At 44.8% G+C, this 18183-nt stretch carries 14 protein-coding genes; 3 read left to right on the top strand and 11 right to left on the bottom strand.

The window, feature by feature from the left end; all coding sequences use genetic code 11:
* Positions 1–148 precede the first annotated feature (148 nt).
* Both H6G45_RS17900 and deoC read left to right on the top strand, forming a co-directional pair.
* On the top strand, positions 149–2602 hold the full coding sequence (locus H6G45_RS17900) for a GH116 family glycosyl hydrolase (protein ID WP_190599744.1): 2454 nt from the start codon (positions 149–151) through the stop codon (positions 2600–2602).
* A gap of 51 nt (positions 2603–2653) precedes the next feature.
* Positions 2654–3331 (top strand): deoxyribose-phosphate aldolase, encoded by a 678-nt coding sequence (gene deoC / locus H6G45_RS17895; protein ID WP_190599743.1) that lies wholly within the window; start codon positions 2654–2656, stop codon positions 3329–3331.
* 6 nt (positions 3332–3337) lie between these two features.
* On the opposite strand, the gene trpD is transcribed toward deoC, so the two are convergent.
* A complete protein-coding gene (gene trpD / locus H6G45_RS17890; RefSeq protein ID WP_190599742.1) occupies positions 3338–4384 on the bottom strand; it encodes an anthranilate phosphoribosyltransferase in 1047 nt (348 codons plus the stop codon).
* A gap of 507 nt (positions 4385–4891) precedes the next feature.
* On the opposite strand from trpD, the gene H6G45_RS17885 reads away from it, so the two are divergent.
* Positions 4892–5227 carry a hypothetical protein gene (locus tag H6G45_RS17885; protein WP_199309850.1) on the top strand — a complete coding sequence of 112 codons (336 nt, stop codon included), beginning with the start codon at positions 4892–4894 and terminating at the stop codon, positions 5225–5227.
* A 59-nt stretch (positions 5228–5286) separates the two neighbouring features.
* Here the strand turns inward: H6G45_RS17885 and H6G45_RS17880 are convergent, their stop codons facing one another.
* The 10 genes from H6G45_RS17880 to H6G45_RS17835 form a co-directional block, all read right to left on the bottom strand.
* Positions 5287–6255 (bottom strand): cache domain-containing protein, encoded by a 969-nt coding sequence (locus tag H6G45_RS17880; protein WP_242018242.1) that lies wholly within the window; start codon positions 6253–6255, stop codon positions 5287–5289.
* Between the two features lie 40 nt (positions 6256–6295).
* On the bottom strand, positions 6296–7687 hold the full coding sequence (locus tag H6G45_RS17875) for an ABC transporter substrate-binding protein (protein ID WP_242018241.1): 1392 nt from the start codon (positions 7685–7687) through the stop codon (positions 6296–6298).
* Positions 7688–7735: 48 nt separating this feature from the next.
* Complete coding sequence (locus H6G45_RS17870) at positions 7736–8803, bottom strand: AEC family transporter (RefSeq protein ID WP_190599740.1); 1068 nt, start codon at positions 8801–8803, stop codon at positions 7736–7738.
* 13 nt (positions 8804–8816) lie between these two features.
* On the bottom strand, positions 8817–10526 hold the full coding sequence (locus H6G45_RS17865) for a hypothetical protein (RefSeq protein WP_242018240.1): 1710 nt from the start codon (positions 10524–10526) through the stop codon (positions 8817–8819).
* Positions 10527–11056: 530 nt separating this feature from the next.
* Positions 11057–11488, bottom strand: a complete 432-nt coding sequence (locus tag H6G45_RS17860; RefSeq protein ID WP_190599738.1) for an anti-sigma regulatory factor — start codon at positions 11486–11488, stop codon at positions 11057–11059.
* Positions 11489–11493: 5 nt separating this feature from the next.
* On the bottom strand, positions 11494–13383 hold the full coding sequence (locus tag H6G45_RS17855) for a SpoIIE family protein phosphatase (RefSeq protein WP_190599737.1): 1890 nt from the start codon (positions 13381–13383) through the stop codon (positions 11494–11496).
* 115 nt (positions 13384–13498) lie between these two features.
* Positions 13499–13825 (bottom strand): anti-sigma factor antagonist, encoded by a 327-nt coding sequence (locus H6G45_RS17850; RefSeq protein ID WP_190599736.1) that lies wholly within the window; start codon positions 13823–13825, stop codon positions 13499–13501.
* 49 nt (positions 13826–13874) lie between these two features.
* Entirely contained in the window at positions 13875–15998 is a 2124-nt protein-coding gene (glgX, locus tag H6G45_RS17845; RefSeq protein ID WP_190599735.1) for a glycogen debranching protein GlgX, read from the bottom strand.
* Between the two features lie 6 nt (positions 15999–16004).
* The gene (locus H6G45_RS17840; RefSeq protein WP_190599734.1) at positions 16005–16337 is read right to left on the bottom strand and encodes an anti-sigma factor antagonist; all 333 of its coding nucleotides are present in this window, start codon (positions 16335–16337) and stop codon (positions 16005–16007) included.
* 9 nt (positions 16338–16346) lie between these two features.
* Entirely contained in the window at positions 16347–18170 is a 1824-nt protein-coding gene (locus H6G45_RS17835) for an AGE family epimerase/isomerase (protein ID WP_190599733.1), read from the bottom strand.
* Positions 18171–18183: the final 13 nt, after the last annotated feature.

Below are 18183 nucleotides of genomic sequence, written 5' to 3'. Positions count from 1 at the left end.
TATCTTTTGGCGATCGCCTTTTCAATGGGGAACTCAGAAAGACTATTCCTTAGTTTTGGCCACAAAAAGCCATACCTTCCCCCATTCCCCTTGTTCGACTACCATGATGCAGACAGTCAACTAAACCAATCCATCGTCCCTGCCCCTAATGTCCCTGTTAGTCCAGAAACCCGAAATTCCTTCCTGCGCTTGGCAACGACCCATTGGTAAGGATTGGGAAAAGCCCTACACTGTCCGCTACGCTAGTAACCTTGACGATGGCCCGGACCATGGCATGCCCCTAGGGGGGTTTGGGGCCGGTTGCATTGGGCGATCGCCGACGGGCAAGTTTAACCTCTGGCATCTGGACGGGGGTAACCACGTTTTTAAAAATTTGCCTGCCTGTCAGTTTAGTATTTACGAACAGGTGGCAGGGGAAGAAGCCCAAGCCTATGCCATGGCCACCGAAGCCCCGGAGGATGGGAGTCTAGGCCGTTGGCAATGGTATCCCAACGAGAAAGGGCGATACAGCGCCCTCTATCCCCGCAGTTGGAACGAGTATCAGGGCGTTTTTAAAAGTGAATTAATCTGTGAACAGTTTTCCCCGGTGTGGGGCGGCAATTACCAAGAAAGTAGCTATCCCCTCGCCATTTTTGACTGGACTGTCCATAACCCCACCGATAAAACCATCACCCTGAGCATTATGCTCACCTGGCAGAACACCGTGGGTTGGTTTACCAATGCCATCAAATCCCCCACTGTCAAACTGCGGGACGATGGTAGCCCTGAGTATGAATATCAACCCCGCTGGGGCGACAGTACGGGCAATTTTAACCAGTGGATCCAGGATGGTTTCCGGGTCGGCTGTTTATTTAATCGGGTGCAACCCCACGACGCTCTCCGGGAAGGGGAAGGGCAAATGTGCATTGCCAGTGTCAGCAATCCCAGCGTGGAAGTGTTTTATCACAATCGTTGGAATCCCAGTGGGGACGGAGCGGACGTGTGGGACTGGTTTGCGGGCAATGGTTCCTTACCGGATATCCAGGATGAAACGGCGGCGGAACCGGGGGAACAAATTGCGGGGGCCCTTTGTTTACGGTTCACTGTGCGACCGGGAAAAACCAAAAAAATTCCCTTCCTGTTGGCTTGGGACTTACCCATTACCGAATTTGCAGAGGGGGTGACCTATTACCGTCGCTATACGGATTTCTATGGCCGCAACGGCAAAAATGTTTGGTCCGTGATCCGCACTGCCCTGAAACATAGCGACACTTGGCGGCAAAAAATCGAGGCTTGGCAGGGCCCTATTCTGGACAACCCCCAGTTACCCAATTGGCTCAAAATGGCCCTTTTTAACGAATTATACCTGTTAACCCAGGGGGGAACTCTGTGGACAGCGGCAACGGAAAATGATCCGGTGGGACAGTTTGGGGTCTGTGAATGCATGGACTACCGCTGGTATGAAAGCCTAGATGTGCGACTCTATGGCTCCTTTGGGCTATTGATGCATTGGCCTAAGTTGGAGCAGGCGGTCATGCTGGCCTTTGCCCGGGCCATTCCCACCGCAGATCCGAAGGAACGGGTAATTGGTTATAACCTTTCCCTCGCTCCCCGCAAAGTGAAAAATGCTACTCCCCACGACCTGGGGGCTCCCAACGAGCATCCTTGGGAAAGGAGTAATTATACTGCTTACCAGGACTGTAACCTCTGGAAGGATTTGGGCAGTGACTTTGTTTTACTGGTCTACCGAGATTTTTTACTTTTGCCCGATGCGGATGGGGAGTTTTTGGGGGAATGTTGGCCTAGTGTCACAGCGGCGTTGGATTATTTGAAGGAATTTGATCTGGATAACGATGGCATCCCGGAAAATTCCGGCGCCCCGGATCAAACCTTTGATGATTGGCGTTTACAGGGCATTAGTGCCTACTGTGGTGGTTTATGGATTGCGGCCCTGGAAGCGGCTTTGGTGATGGGTAAATATCTGTTGGCAAATCCTCCCCAACAAACGAGTTTGGACACCGGAGCAATGGCAACGGCGATCGCCAGGTATGAAACTTGGTTAGCCCAAGCCCGTAGTTTGTATCACGACACCCTTTGGAATGGCGAATACTACAACCTGGATAGTCAAAGCGGTTCCAAGGTGGTGATGGCGGATCAACTCTGTGGGCAATTTTATGCTCGGTTATTAAATCTGCCGGATGTGGTGGAAAATAAGTACGCTGAGAAAGCTTTGGCCAAAGTGTACGACACCTGTTTCCTCAAATTTTCCCATGGGGAACTAGGGGCCGCCAATGGTCTTTTGCCCGACGGTTCCCCCCAAAATCCCAACGATACCCATCCCCTGGAAGTATGGACGGGCATTAACTTCGGTTTAGCGGCCTTTTTGATCCAAATGGGCAAAAAAGAAGAAGCTTTAAAAATGACCGAGACGGTGGTTAACCAGGTGTATAGCAATGGTTTGCAGTTCCGCACTCCAGAGGCAATCACTGCGGTGGGGACTTTCCGGGCTAGTCATTATCTGCGGGCCATGGCAATCTGGGCTGTGTACGGTTTGCTGGAGGGTTTTGCCAATTTACCCATTGCTCCAGCCGATGACGAGGTGCCCACTAGCGATTTTTATTGAAATCCGCAGGCAAAAGTCCAGTAATTAACCCCGCCCTTGTCATTTAATTCCATGGAAAAATCCCGTCAGTTTGACCTCGCCCCCTACATCGACCACGCGGCCCTAGACCCCGCCACCACCAGTGAGGCGATCGCCGCCTGTTGTGCCCAAGCTCTGCACCATAAATTTGTTGCGGTTTGTCTTTACCCCAGTGCCCTACCCAAGGCAGTGGAATTGTTGCGGGGCAAAAAAGTGGAAATTTGTGCGGTGATTGGTTTTCCCTCCGGGGCTAGCACCAGCAGCAGTAAACTTTATGAAGCCCAGGAAGCAACGGAATTGGGGGCCACCGAATTGGATGTGGCAATTAATTTGGGGCTATTGAAAGACGGCAATATGGAAGCCGTTTACAACGACATTGCCCCCATTGTGGAATCCACAGGGCTAACGGTGAAAGCCATTCTAGAAATGGGTAGGCTAACGGAATCGGAAAAAAGAGTAGCGGCGGAAATTTGTTTGGATGCGGGGGTGCAATATCTCAAAACCAGCACCGGCTGGGGTAAAGGGGCTACCGTTGCCGATGTGCGATTGTTACATCAAATCAGCCAAGGACGGGTCGGAATTAAAGCGTCCGGAGGGATTCGCACGGTGGAGCAAGCCATAGACTTAATCGAGGCTGGTGCCACCCGCTTGGGCACTTCCCGGGGAGTGGATTTGATTCAGCAGCAACGACAATTATGGGAACAAAGTTAACTAAACCTAGCCCTCCAGGAATGCTACCAACTGTTGTAGTTTGTCCCAGCCGGCCCCTTGCTTCAAAATATCTTTGGCCAAATCAATACCTTGGCCATGGTCGCCCCAGGGCACAGCATTGCCCACCTGGAAAGCTAAAGAAGCATTGAGGGCCACCGCATCAATCTGGGCCTGGGTTCCTTTGCCTTGCAAAACCTGGCTGAGGATGGCCTCATTTTCAGCCAATTCCCCTCCCTTTAAGGCGGTCAAAGGAGCCGGAGTTAAACCAAAATCCTGGGGATCCAGCACTTGGGTGGTTACTTCCCCCTGGTTGAAACTAGCTATGTCTGTGGGAGCCCCCAAGCCGGCTTCATCTAATTTCTCCCGACCATGGATCACCAAGGCCCTAGCAGTACCCAAATTTTTTAAGGCGATCGCCATCACGGAGAGAAAATCCGGAGAATAAACCCCAATTACCTGGCCGGTGGGACGGAGAGGATTAACTAACGGCCCCAACAAATTAAATACGGTGCGAACTTTAAGCGTTTTACGAATGGGAGCCACACTTTTAAGGGCCGGATGCCAACCCGGCGCAAACAGAAAAGTAATACCCACCGCCGACACCGCTGCCGCCACCTGCTCGGGCCCAGCTTGGAGGTTGAGACCTAACGCTTCTAAGACATCGGCAGAGCCAACTTTGCTAGAGGCGGAACGGTTACCATGTTTGGCTACTTTTACTCCTCCAGCGGCCACTACAAAAGCCACCGCCGTGGAAATGTTAAAGGTTGAAGAACCATCTCCCCCGGTGCCACAGGTATCCACCAATGGATCTACCATCTCCGGTCTTTGGGCCCCCTGGGACTGTCCCTGGAGTACCTGGGCCATGCCCGTTAACTCTTCAGGATCTAACCCCTTAGCTTGGATCGCCGCTAGTATGGCTCCGGAAAGGGCCGGGGGAATAGCATCGTCAAGCCAACCCTCCATTAATTGCACTGCCTGTTGGCGGGTGAGGGACTGCCGGTCCAACAACTGCTGGAGAAAGAGGGGCCAATGGGGGGAAGCCGTGGTGTTCACAACAATGAAAAAAATACGAGAAAACTAATTGCCACCCATTTTACGGGGTTAGGCGGCCTTTACTGTGGGAGTGGCAGAATTTCCAGGTGACTTCCAGGTAAATGACAGCCATTGTCCATACCTTCCGCAAAAAAATTTACCTATGCTGAAACAATTAACCGGTCAAACCTACATTCCGCACGTAGTACACCTTCGTCTGAAGTCGAGTACGACGGCAAGCCTATTTCGGAGTTTGCCTCTTGACCCCCAGTCAGCCAATACGCAAAAACTACGCTATCTGTAGTGTTTTTCCGAAAATTTAGTAACTATTGGTAGAGCCTGCGGAATGTAGGGTCAAAAGGACAGGATAGACCCCAAAGTATCTGCTTGCTTCAGACCGTTGCGCTAGTTTTATTTATTAATTGATGGAATCCCATGAACAATAGTTTATTTATCATCTAACCCTATTGGTTAGGCCATACTTGGCTTTTTGATGCACCGGAGGTTGGGCTTTGGGCAGAACCATTTGTGGCTGGAGCTTATGCAGTTTTAACTCAGTTAGCCAAAGCTCGTCTCGGCCTTGAATCAAGGGATAGCTCAACGTTTCAGTTGATTTTTAGTGCCCAGGGTTTTCCTGGTTATCATCTGCAGTTTGAAAATCGAGAAGAGGAATATGGAGGCTATTGGTACACCAGCAAAGATAAGGATTGGGGCTGGCTTTGTCTGGCGACTCTACATTTTTTTACCAATGGGCATTCGGAAAATTTATACATTAGGGTTTGTCCCATTTTTGATAGCCGCAAAATTGATGCTGTTTCTGCCAAAAAAAAGCTTGATTTCCTGTATTTAAAATACGTTCTGTAAATTTAAAGGTGGCCATCTATGCTTCTGATTTTATAACTTATTAGGGAGATGATTTAAAATCAAAATTTAATCAGTAATAAACAGAGGGAGGCCACTACAATAAACACCAGACCACCAACAAATAATTGCCCAGCACGGAACCTTGCCAATTGAAATACTTCAGCCTGCTGAACTTCCACCAGTAAGGCAAAGCGATAAGTTGGCAACCAACGGTAAACTCCCAAAACAGGAATTTGTTCATAGTTTAAATACAAGCCTTGACCACTTTCCATTCCTAAAGCATTATTAATACCATCGCTTTTCAAGGTGGGAATTGAGATAGTATTTTCAGCAAAATTAATTTGATTTCCCTCTCGATGAATATTATGGCTGACGAAGGTGTTAGTAGTTAAAGACAATTTTCCCACTAAGTAACTATCTATTTTTCCTAATAATTCGCCGACATTTTTCTTCGGTTTTATAGGTTGGCGAATCCACCGGTCAAGATCAGATAAATTTAAATCTATGGTCAACACTCCAATTCTTGTTTCTGACTGGTCTAATAATGGACTTGCCAGGGTTATCATTGGCAGTTGGTCGGTGGCAGACTGGTAAAAATTTGGTGTCAAATCATCAATATTTTCCAGCTTAAAATAGGTTGTAGTATTTTGTAGGGGACGATATTGTCCTTCCTGATTAGGGTCAGTGGAAAAAATCACTATGCCACTATTGGTAATTAAGGAGGTAGCTAGGCGTTGCTGATATTTTTCACTAAAGCGTTTATGTAGGTAGTGGTAAGCTTGTTGATAGTCTGGACTAATATTCAGTCTTTCAGTTAATAAAACAATGGCATTTTCTCTGACTTGAGTATCTGTTAAATCTATTTTAAAATCAGTTTTTAATTGACCAAACCAATGATTTGATTGCTCAATTTTGGCTTCTGTTACCTGTGCTAAAAATTCAAAAGTGGGTTGAATTACAGCTTGGCGTAGACTAATGTAGGTAATGAAAGCAGTAAAACTAATGCAGGATAAACAGGCTAGAAGCATATAACTTAGGAACCTGCGTCGCCAGCTTTGCATAGGGAAATTATTTCCATTGACTAAAAATATCAGTTATTTTTTCTATGGCTTGGTCAGCTCCTTTTTCAGGCGTTATTTGATTGGTAGCAATGGCATGGATAACTTCTCCCCAGACGTTTTGGGCTAAGACTTCACTGTAGGCCGGGTTAAGCACGACATAAGAACTACGGGCGTTGTCGAATTGGGTGATGGCCACTGCAATATGGGGATCTTTTCCACTAGACCAAAATTCATTAGCGGCGATCGCCGGCATGACAGGTAAAAATCGTCCCTGGGCTCCCTGCAAATATGCTTCCAAATTTTCTGTTTCGACCAAGAACCCCACCAAACTTTTTGCTTCCTCTAGGCGATCGGTCTCGGCTAGGATAGCAATTTGTTTAATAGAGGTGACATAGCGCATGGGGGTATTGTCCGGCTTATTAGGCCAGGGAATTGTCCGCATTCTTCGGAAATAATTAATTGGATCTCCCTTTTGAGAGCCAGGAATTGAGAGGGAACCGTTGGCAGTCATCAAGGTACCATTGCTCAGAAAATTAATATTATTGTCCGGGTCTCCCCATTCTATGGCATTGGGAGGAACAAAATTTTCTAAATAGGGATTAGTATAGGCTTGCAATGCTTTAATAATGCCTTGACGGACTTGGGGATCATCAAAGCGGAGCTTGCCTTGATCATCTAAAAGTTGCACATTGTAGGCTTCTAAAAACTGTTCAAATACCGTAAAAGTATCGGTTGCCACCGCGGACATAGGCAAACCAATCGCGTAAATGTTGTTAATATTCTGCTTAGTCAAATTTGTTTGAGCAACTTCCCAGAGGCGCCAAAAACTATCCCACTCCTTAGGAAGCTTATCATTACTAACTCCTGCCTGGTCTAGTAAATCTTGCCAATAATGGATGTAGGTTGTTTGTTGAGAAATGGGGACAGCGTAATAGGAACGCTTTTGAATTTGATTATTGAAATAATTGACGTTTTTAAGCGCTTCTGGATCATAGGATTGTTTAATCGGCTCAATGATGCTAGAAACGTCTGCCAATTTTCCCTCCCAGGCTAGCCGGGGTAAGAGCACCAGATCAATACTGTAACTATAGATAATATCCGGTGCATTGCCTGCTTTAATAGCATTTTCTACCTGTTGCACTAAATCTTTTTCACTGAAAAAAGTTATTTGAACATCAACATTATTTTTAGTTTGCCAGGCATTAATTGAAGATTGAATTGCTTCCGTTTCTTCTGGATAATAACCTTCACTCCACCATACATTTAATACGTTATCATCAACAGGGGTTAAAACCGTGTTAACTGAATTAGAATCACAGCCAAATAAAACGAAAGAACTGAAAGTTACCAGGCAAATGGTAATAGGAAAGGATAAAAATCTTGGTAAAGTTTTATGCAAAATGTTGATACCAGTCAGTGATTAATGGAGAGTTTTAGGTAACCAAACTTACCAAGTGGTAAAACCCCATAGCCAGAAAGGCAGGGTGAAAAACAACATCAACGAGCTTAGCCCCAAGCACGTTACTACCAAATCCCGGTCTAGATCATAAGCTTCTGCTAATATGAGGCTGGCAAAAGCAGAGGGCATGGCGGATTGCAACACCAGGACTAGGCGAGGCGGTCCACTCAGTCCAGCGGTGGTCAGGGCCATGGCTATAACTAGGGGAACTAAAAGCATTTTAATCGAGACGGCGCTGAAAGCGATCTTAATGTTGCTCCATGAGTCAAGTTGTTGTAGTCTCATACCCATTAATATTAGGGAAAGCATGATTATTGACCATGCAAACCATCCTAGGGAAATATCTAGCCAGGGGGGAAAGACTATAGAACGCAAGGTTAAGCCGAGAATAAAAGCAATTAGAGTAGGATTTTTAACTAAGATGACTAGGTTATTTTGTAACCAGCGAACAATTTGCAATATAGATGATTTGATGGAATGGAATATAGTGGTTTGATCAATGGAAACTATTGATAATCCAGAGCCAAAGTTTATTACTTTATTGCGGGTAAGTAAATTGCGACTTGCTAAAATCGTCCCCAAACCATAAGCTGCCAAGAAGGTTCCCAAAAGATCATATAAAATTGCCCAACCAAAATAATCTGGTCCCAGTTGGGGAAGCAATAAAATAATGGGAAAGCCGATGTAGCCAGTATTGCCTACTGTGCTAACGAGAGTAAAACTAGTTTGGGAAGCAAGGGAAGGTTTTGGGAAAAGGGTTTGGATCCAGAGCCAGCTTAAAAAGAGTCCCAGTAAAACCGCGCACCACGCCACGATGGGAGAGAGCCAAATTCCTCCAGATAAATTTGCTTTGTGAATGAAATTGATTACCCCGAGGGGAACTCCAAACCAAAACAGGAACTTACCTAAATAATTAGGAATAATTAAAGAAAGATGATTATTTTTGAAAATTTTTACCTGTGATTTTTTAAGCAAAAAACTCAGTAAAATACCAATTAAAATTGCCACACCGATGGGTAGATAGAGACGGAAAATAATAATCAATAATGAATTCATTAGTTAACCATAACTAGTGGTAAACAATTAATGGTTCTTGCAAGAAAGCAATACGTAAATCTTGAGACTGGTGATTATAATATTGCCCATAGCTGATTGCTAACTCCAAACATTGTTGGGGTGAGTAAACCTTTAAATCAATGCCCCAAATACCTAGTAAATTTAGATGAATTTTGTGTTCACTTAATTTTTTTCTTAACGCTGAAGGAAGATAGTTGTCCAAATTTGGATCAAGCTTTGCTAAATAATTTAATACGGTTTGATTATCTGTGGCCAGCAAGAACGTTTCAAATTTATGCAGTAGCTTTAAACACCGCAAAGCCCTTTGCCCCCCTTCTCCTAAACCCTCAGAAAATTGATAATACTCTTGGAATTGATCAATTTTAGCAATCACTGCCATTAAATTTTGCTGGTTAAGATAAATATCAAGTAATTCTTGAACACATTTTCCTTCTTCACTGTAGTCACTGGCATAATTTGCCAAAGTTGCCTGCAGAAATTCCCTAGTATTAATTTGATGTTTAGATAAGCTGGATAGTTCTTGGATTATCAACACTAGATTCTTGACCATTACAAGAAAATCATCAAATTCACTAATCAATTGTAAATGGTGATGCCAAGCGGTCAAAACTTGTCGACGGTAACTTTTTATAATACCGATAGCATCGTCTAAATCTTTACAAATCTGTAACTGTTTATCAAGCAAATTTATTTTATTGCAAACTATTTTTTGTAAAATATCTAATTGTTTTTTTGTCCCCTGATTACCAATGCCGCCATGGTTTTGCTGTTCTCGACAAGGGTTAAATAGTAGGGCAACTCTTTGACGTGGAGTATCCGCTAACAGACAATTTTCCTCACTATCCCACTCGCAGAAGTATTGTAGAGCCCTAGCCCCAGCTAAAATATCCGTACCTTTCTTCTCGTCTGTATCCGCCACCAAAAGATGAATTTTTTCAGGTAAGTGAACAGTGTTACTTTCTTTGGCGATCGCCGTGAGAGCTTGCCGATTTTTATCCTTTTGACCGAACCAAAAACCGTTAATATGCTGATTTTGCAAGGAAACAATGGAAAAACCAAGGGGATAGGTACGGGCAAGGGAAGGAGTATGGGTTAATAGCGATTGATTAAAACACTCCACTAAATGATCCAAGGTATGAACGAAGGCATTTTCTGCTGTGTTGAGGTTGATTGGCGCACTAAGCAAAACTTTAGTGCTGTGACTACGGCGAATGGCCTGAATATTGGCTAAACCCACCACCAACATTTTATTCAAGCCGCCACTTCCGCTCCTTCTTTCGTAGGGGTGTAGCTCTGTGTCTCCTGCCACAATGGTGAGATGGTGTTGCCATAATTCTTCAGGCAAGGAAAGATAATACTCTTGGGATAGACTTAAATTGTCAAATAAATCTGTGGTGATTGGTTGAGATTCTTTATTTAATTCATTCGCTTGATTAGTGAATTCAAATTGATTTTTTATTAATAAATTTTCATCTAAATCCGATAAGTTAACTGTATTTAAATGAGCTATCGTTTGATGTAATTGTTGTTGTAATTGGGTAGTGTTCCTATTCAAACTGGCAAAGCTATAATCAGAAACTTCGTCCAGCTTTAACTGGTCTTGCACCTTAATTTCAACTTGAGGTTTCACTGGAGAAATTGTAGTTTGTTGACGAATAGCAACCCCTAGATCAATCAGTTTTTGATAACGCTCCTCTCCCAAATATTGGCTGACACTTTCGTCTCTCATAGGGGGATGGGTACCTAAACCAAAAAGTATAGTAAATTTTAAATGGTTATAGGTTTCTTTGAAGTAAAAAATAACGTCTAAAAGTAGACGGGTGGCAATGGCAGTGCGGGTGTGGTCAGGAAAAACTAGCAGTAATTTAGCTGAAGTATTGCTGTCTAACAGTCCTAATTTTTCTAAGGCTTTTGCCAGATAATCAATGCAAGCATTAAATACTTGATTATGGTTAAACTGTTCATACAAATATTTTCTAGCCGTTAAATAATAGCCTCCTTCAGGCAAACTTAAACTAAGTCCTGGAAAACTTTGCAAAGTAATAGGCCGCTGGCTATGACATTCTTGCAATGGCTCTGGTTGGCGGGGGGCAATTCGGCAATAGTTTGGCAGAGGTAACATCGCCATGGGTAGGGGCGCAATAACAAGGGAAGGACTACAGTGGCCAAATCAAATATTCAAATGTTAGGAATTTTTGTAATTATTCAATTAATTTGCTTCCCATTGCAATATTAGCCATTGCCTGGGGAGTCTAGGTTCATCACCAAACAACTAATATTTTTATCATCCCTCGCTTCATAGGTAAATTCATCTACGCTTTGCAGGGCCAAAAAAATTCCTAATCCACCAATGGGTCGGTCCTCGGCCTCCAAGCTCAGAATTGATTGATCAAATTGGCGATCACGGGGATCATAGGCGAGACCAGTATCCACCATAGTGACCTTTAATTTACGCTCATCCGCTTCTACTTGGATACTAATTTGATTGTGTCCCGGTGCATTAGCATAGCCATAATTAATAATATTAGTTGCCAATTCATCCACTGCCAATCTCAACTTATAAGCTCTTTTTTTTGGTAATCCTACCACTTGAGCTTGATCTAAAATATGTTTTCCAATACTATTTAAAGCGTCTAAATCAGCGGGAAAATTTAAAATAGTCATGGCACTTAATTACGATAAACAGCAATCATAGTAATGTCATCGAACTGAATGGAATCATCAATATGACTGATTAATTCTTGTTTGACTATGTCTAGAATTTTTGTTCCTGTCGAAAAATTTGTTGTTAACGTTTCCGCTAGTCTTTTGCGTCCAAAAAATTCCTTAGTTGGCGATCGGGCATCGGTAACACCATCAGTATAGCCAATTAATATTTCTCCAGGGTCGATTGTTAGACTATCAATTGTGAAAGTGGAGTCGGGCATCATCCCCACAGCGGGACTAGTGGATTTTAATTTGTGCTTAATACCCTCAGAATTTAAAATAAAAACTGGTTCATGACCAGCATTGATATAACTTAGATTGCCATTACTAATATCAATTACACCAAAAAATAAAGTGGCAAACATGGCCATGTCTCCATGTTCAGTGGCAATGTAATCATTAGTAAGTCGCACTGCATTTAAAAATTGTATAATAACCTTTTTTTTGTCATCACTATCACTGACACTACATTTATAGTTAACGTCACGAATACAGGTATCTCCTGGCATGGTTTCTCCAGAAAATACCCTTAATAAACTACGGAATAGACCCATAAACATGGCGGCTCCTACTCCTTTGTCGCATACGTCACCAATGACGATCGCCAAATAGCCATTGCCTAGCAAAAAAGCGTCATAAAAATCGCCAGAGACGGTTCGAGCCGGTTCAAAAACAGCATTTATTTGCCATTGGGGTAACTGGGGTAAGCTAATGGGCAAAAAGTTCTGTTGGATTTGTCGGCCTTTTTCCAGCTCCAAGCGGTTCATACCATCTTTAATTTCCTGGGCAATCAAGGTTTTAATTTGATTTCTCATATGGATGAAGCTGTTACCCAAAATGCCTATTTCATCCTTGCCCTGAACTGTGATGGGATAGTCCAAATTTCCTTCGGCGATCGCCTGGGAGGCCTTAGTAAGTTCTAAAATAGGAATTGTGCTGTGGTGGACGACACTCCAGGAAGCATAGGCCACAATCACCCCAATTACTAAAAGCAACAGATAGCCAATTCTATTAACATTCAAAATAGCTGTTTGAATATCAGATTCTGAATTTTCTACAATTAGCCCCCAGGTTTTTGTTCCACGTAAATGAACGGGAGAAAGATAAGAAAACCGGCCTTGGCTATAAACAAATCCACCTTGGTTATTGAGCAATTGATTAACAAGAAGAGAGTTTTTTCTGTTTTCTAGTACGCTATAGTTTTTGATGTCGGTATCGGCATAAACATATCCTTGGTAATTGACTAACAAGATACGCTCAAGCTCAGCATCCTTTAGAATTTTTTGAACAAAATCAGCAATAATTGGTAGGGGAACACAGCCCACAACAATGCCAATTTGAGTTTGATCATTTTTGTTGTGGATAGGCACAATTAAACAATCCTTACTCTCTGCATAGGTCTTTCCAGGAAATAAACGGTTTACATGCCGCTTTGCTTCTTTTACCTCTTCAAACCAACGTTTCAGAGGCAATTCTTTTTCTTGATTGGCACCATCACTGCCGGCAACTAACTCTCCCTCTTGGTTAGCAACGACGAAGAAGCCATTCCATTGATGAAATTTAACGAACTCGTTTAAAAAATACCGGGATTCTTCGACATTGAATTCAGTTATTACTGGTTCGGAAGCAACAAAAGCAGTACTTTGTTGCCGCTCCCGATCTGCACGGGAAATTAATTGGGTAATCAACCTTGCACGGCTTTGAAGATCTTTTTCTGCAATTTTTTTTAATTGTCTTCCCGTATAGGAATCGATGAGAAAAATCCCTCCCAGTGTAGGAGGAATCAGACAAAGTAGTAGAAGCCCAACAATGCGAAACCGAATTGATTGCATGAACGGTTGAATCAGTTTCATGGGGTGCTGTACCAAGAATAATTTAGGTTTCTACCAATGCGGTTTCTACTTTATTGTTAGGCAATTAGGTCCTCTCTCCCCGAGTTAATAAAAGGATTATGGGTATTTAGCGGCCTCAGACTGCAAAATCGTAACTATCTACCATGTGAAAGCTTTGATGTAACCCTGTTTGCTCAATGGTATCGTTAACCATTTCCTGGGTTCCCACCAAAAAAATCTCTACCCCCATTCCCATTTTTTGTTTGGCGAACACCAAAACCCTTAAACCGGCGCTAGACATGTATTCTAACTGATCCATCATCAAAACTAATCTGGTGATATCAGCTTGGGCCGCTGTTTCGATTTGTTCTTTAAACAAGGGAGCCGTACCCCCATCTAGTTCGCCGATGAGGGTTAATTTTGCCTGACCATTAATGGTTTCCAATTCAATGCTAAATGCCATGGTTAATAAGAAAAGAATAATTGAATAAAAGTAGATTTGCCTTGGCAATTTACTTCGCCAATAAAATTACTACACTCCGATCGCCAATGAGCATGGACGACTGGCATTCCAGAGGGGGTTCCTGGCCAGGGGGATGAATATCTTCCGGGGGCATAGCTCCGGTGTTGGCAAAAACGTGCCAAGTAGTGCCCACCGGGGGGGCTGGCAGTTCAAACCAAAGACTTTCGTAGTGCATATTCATGGCCACATAAATTTGATTGTCCTTAACTTTGCCTCCTTTAGCATGTTGACCACAGAGCATAAAAGCTAAAACCCGGCTATCGGCGGACCAATCAGCATGCCAAGCACTTACTCCATGCCAACTGATATCAGGAAAACCCGCCCCTAGGTAATCGCAGTTTTGGAAATGTTCACTGTTGCGCAGCACAGGATGGGCCAAACGGAAGGCAATACAGTGTTTAACAAACCGGAACCAGTCCTGATTTTGTTGGAGTAAATTCCAATTGAGCCAATTCAAGGGGGAATCATGGCAGTAGGTATTATTATTGCCCCCCTGGGTTTTGCCCATTTCGTCCCCCATCAGTAACATGGGCACTCCCTGACTCACCAACAAAATGGCGATCGCGTTACGCATTTGGCGCGCCCGCAGTGCGAGAATTCCCTGGTCATCCGTGGGGCCTTCTACGCCGCAGTTCCAACTGTAATTATCGTTGGCTCCGTCATTGTTATTTTCCCCGTTGGCGTAGTTATGTTTGTAGTTATAGGCCACCAAATCCGCTAGGGTAAAACCGTCGTGGGCCGTAACAAAATTGATGGAAGTGGAAGGAGGTCGCCCTGCCCCTTGGTAAAGATCGGGGGACCCCTGGAGCCGTTGGGCCATTTCCCCAATGACCCCTACATCCCCTTTGATAAATTTCCGCACCGTATCCCGGTATTTGCCGTTCCATTCCGCCCAGCGGCCATAACTAGGAAAACAACCCACTTGGTATAGTCCCCCTGCGTCCCAGGCTTCGGCAATTAATTTAGACCGGGCCAAAATGGGATCAAAAGCCAGGGTTTCCAATAGGGGCGGATTGGCCAAAGGATAGCCCCAGGGATCGCGACCCAAAATGGAGGCTAAATCAAAGCGAAAACCATCAATGTGAAATTCCGCTGTCCAGTAACGCAGACAGTCCAATACCATGCCCCGCACAATGGGGTTATTGCAATTGAGGGTATTGCCGGTGCCACTGAAATTGAAATAGTAACCCTCCGGAGTGAGCATGTAATAGGTTTTGTTATCTAATCCCCGAAAGGAAATGGTGGGGCCCCGTTCATTGCCTTCCGCCGTGTGGTTAAATACCACATCTAAAATCACGGAAATGCCCACTTTATGCAGTTCTTTGACTAGGTTTTTCAGCTCGTCAATCTGCATGCCAAATTTGCCTGTGGCCGCGTAGCCTGCTTTGGGGGCGAAAAAATTAACGGTGCTATAGCCCCAGTAGTTAACCAAAAACTCCCCTGTTTCTGGGTGGTAACGGCTATGTTCAAACTCGTCAAACTCAAACACCGGCATCAATTCGATGGTGTTGATGCCTAATTCCTGCAGGTAGGGAATTTTGGCCAGAATGCCAGCAAAGGTCCCCCGATGGTTTTCCTTAACTCCGGAGGAAGGGTCTTTGGTGAAGCCCCGCACATGCATTTCATAGATGACCATGTCTTCCAGGGGAACCTCTAGGGGAGAGTCATTTTCCCAATCAAAATCGTCAAAGCTTAGGCGTCCCCGGTGTTGGTAAACGTCATCCCAATTGGGTTGGGTGCCCCAGACGTCCCGGCCGCTGACTACTTTGGCGTAGGGATCAAGCAAAATTTTACTGGTATCGAACCAATGGCCTTGCTGGAAGTTGTTGGGGCCGTCCATGCGGTAACCGTATTCCAGATTTTCGAAATCCAGGTCAAATACCACCATGCAGTAGACATTGCCAATGCGAAAAGATTCTGGAAAGGGAATTTCCACAAAGGGTTGGGAGCCCTGTTTCTCGAATAGCACGAGGGTACAGTCGGTACTATGGCTGGAATAGATGGAAAAGTTAACTCCCCCCGGCACAATGGTGGCCCCAAAGGGGAAAGGCTGGCCACAGCGGAGCTGATAACCGTTAATGGTGTGGGTCGGATGGACATCAATGCGTTCCATGGTGGCCTAAGAAAATGCGTTCTTGCCTTCAGCAAGGGTGGGACAAATCGAAAAAAAGTCGAGAAAACCAGTTACGGCCATGGTGTCCAGCAGTTCCTCCGACAGGCCGACTAGAACCAATTGGGCGGAGTTACCTTTTGTTTGGCGATAGAGGTAGAGCAAAAGCCTTAACCCGGCGCTGGACATGTAGGGCACCCCGGTCATATCCAAGAGAATTTTTGCCCCTGGCTGGGCATGGGGAAGAATGGCTTGGTGGATTTGAGGCGCAGTGTTGGCGTCTACTTCCCCCCCTAAGGTGACAAGGACAATGTCTTCCTGTTGGTCAATCTGAATGTCCATGGATTTCGGTTAGTTGGTGGGAATTAAACGGACTTTTACTTTGACCCTTTCCTGGGTGTCGGGAAGCTGGACTGTCAGCTGTTGGGCATCAAAATTTTCGTATGGTTGGCCGTCAATTTCCACACCGGCGATCGCCACACTGCCTGGAGGAAGGATATCGGGGGAGACCCTCAAAATTCCGTCGGGGAAACCATTGGGTAGGGGCTTAAAGTAAAAGTCCATGGGGTGCTTGGCGATCAAGAAATTGGTGTACACCGCCGCCAGATAGCACAATTCAAAGGAGTGGTAACCACTCATGGAATGACTCCCCTTAGCCCGTTCGTTACCACCAGCTAGGTAGGGAATGCCGTTGGCGAGAACGTTAAAATAAATGCCCCCATCTTCCAAATCTAGGAACCAAGCATTGTAAAAAGCCGCCGCTTCCCGACCATGGCGATGGTATTCGTCGCTATCCAAAGCTCCCCCCATGATCAGGTAAGCCAAAATGGCCTGTTCCTGCTGCCACCAGGCCTTGCGGTCATGCCAAACAAATTGATGGTAACCACTGTTGTTGTCCAGGAGGCGCTCCACTACGTCATACCAGCCGCCCCGCTGTTGGTCACTGCCCACCCCCGGCATAAGGTCAGAAATTTTCTTGGCCAACTCCACATATTTTTCCTTGGGTTTGAGGCTATTCATGCGCATCAAATTCCAGGCAATTTTGAGATTATGGCCCACCACGGCCCGATTTTGCTGCCACCCCCAGGTAGTGTCATGGCTCCAGTCCTCGTAAAATCTTTCCTGCACAAAGGGGCTGTTGTCGTAGTCGGGAAAGTACTTTTCAATGGTGTCGAAGGTATATTCCAACATGTCTGCATATTTTTGTTCACCCGTGGCCAGCCAAAGGTTAATCAAATAAGCCGGAGCATGGTCCCCGACGGAATTCCAGTTTTTTCTGGCTTGGTTGCGCCCCAAGGATTCACTGCGGGGATCTAACATTAACGGGTCGAGGTGGGAGAAGTAACCACCATATTCACTTTGATCGAGGAAAAATTTATCGAACAATTTGATGGTCTGTTCGGCATCGTGGAGAATGCGGCGATCGCCAGTGCAACGGTAGGTTTGGATTGGCCCAGCCAAAGCATAGATTTGTTCGTAGGCGGGAATGGCATCGTAGTCATCACCAAATTCCGAAGCAAAGATTTTCTGTTCCTTTTCCCCCTGCACATCAATGGCATGGTACCAATAAATAATATCTTCGTCCTTATCGACAAAGCGCATATGCTCCCGCAAATATTCCGTCCCTTTCTCCGCCGCTTCGAGGAATTGGTCTTCACCGGTCATCATAAACGCCGTGGCAAAACCATAGACTAGGCGAGAAATGGTATCGGTTTCCTGGCGAAAATTAACGCTGGATCGTTGCCCACTGACGGAAAGATCAGTGCGGTAATAACGATAATCAATGGCATCTTCGCCAAATTGAGCCTTGATATAAAACTTACCCAGGGCATAAACCTGTTTAATCCACCAATCTTGTTTTTCAAAAACATATTCCTCGGCTTTTTTCCCTGCAAAAACCACCTGTTTACCGTCAAAAACATCGCTGTCTGGATAAAAAACACCGTAAACAAACAGAAATCTGCCGGGAGTTAACCATGCCCCCATGGTCCCCGTCGCATCAATATAGGCCTCATCAAAGTTTTGGATTACTTTGGCATAGGCCATGGGACTGAGCTTAACTTTGAATTCCCGGCGATCGGAGGTGTGGAGGACAAAAATGCCATCCTCGGCGTCATAGCTCACCACATAACCAGCAATCAGATCAGAAACGGGGAAATTAATTTGAGCATTCATGGGGATTCAGTAC

The organism is Synechocystis sp. FACHB-383 (assembly GCF_014698605.1).
GTDB lineage: Bacteria > Cyanobacteriota > Cyanobacteriia > Cyanobacteriales > Microcystaceae > Synechocystis > Synechocystis salina.
This window is presented reverse-complemented; position numbering and strand designations above follow the sequence as displayed.

Bases quoted from the DNA above. Each gene is read 5' to 3' on its own strand.
- H6G45_RS17860 (WP_190599738.1), bottom strand. From the start codon at position 11,488: ATGACTATTTTAAATTTTCCCGCTGATTTAGACGCTTTAAATAGTATT.
- H6G45_RS17900 (WP_190599744.1), top strand. From the start codon at position 149: ATGTCCCTGTTAGTCCAGAAACCCGAAATTCCTTCCTGCGCTTGGCAA.
- H6G45_RS17880 (WP_242018242.1), bottom strand. From the start codon at position 6,255: ATGCTTCTAGCCTGTTTATCCTGCATTAGTTTTACTGCTTTCATTACC.
- deoC (WP_190599743.1), top strand. From the start codon at position 2,654: ATGGAAAAATCCCGTCAGTTTGACCTCGCCCCCTACATCGACCACGCG.
- H6G45_RS17850 (WP_190599736.1), bottom strand. From the start codon at position 13,825: ATGGCATTTAGCATTGAATTGGAAACCATTAATGGTCAGGCAAAATTA.
- H6G45_RS17855 (WP_190599737.1), bottom strand. From the start codon at position 13,383: ATGAAACTGATTCAACCGTTCATGCAATCAATTCGGTTTCGCATTGTT.
- glgX (WP_190599735.1), bottom strand. From the start codon at position 15,998: ATGGAACGCATTGATGTCCATCCGACCCACACCATTAACGGTTATCAG.
- H6G45_RS17840 (WP_190599734.1), bottom strand. From the start codon at position 16,337: ATGGACATTCAGATTGACCAACAGGAAGACATTGTCCTTGTCACCTTA.
- H6G45_RS17835 (WP_190599733.1), bottom strand. From the start codon at position 18,170: ATGAATGCTCAAATTAATTTCCCCGTTTCTGATCTGATTGCTGGTTAT.
- H6G45_RS17870 (WP_190599740.1), bottom strand. From the start codon at position 8,803: ATGAATTCATTATTGATTATTATTTTCCGTCTCTATCTACCCATCGGT.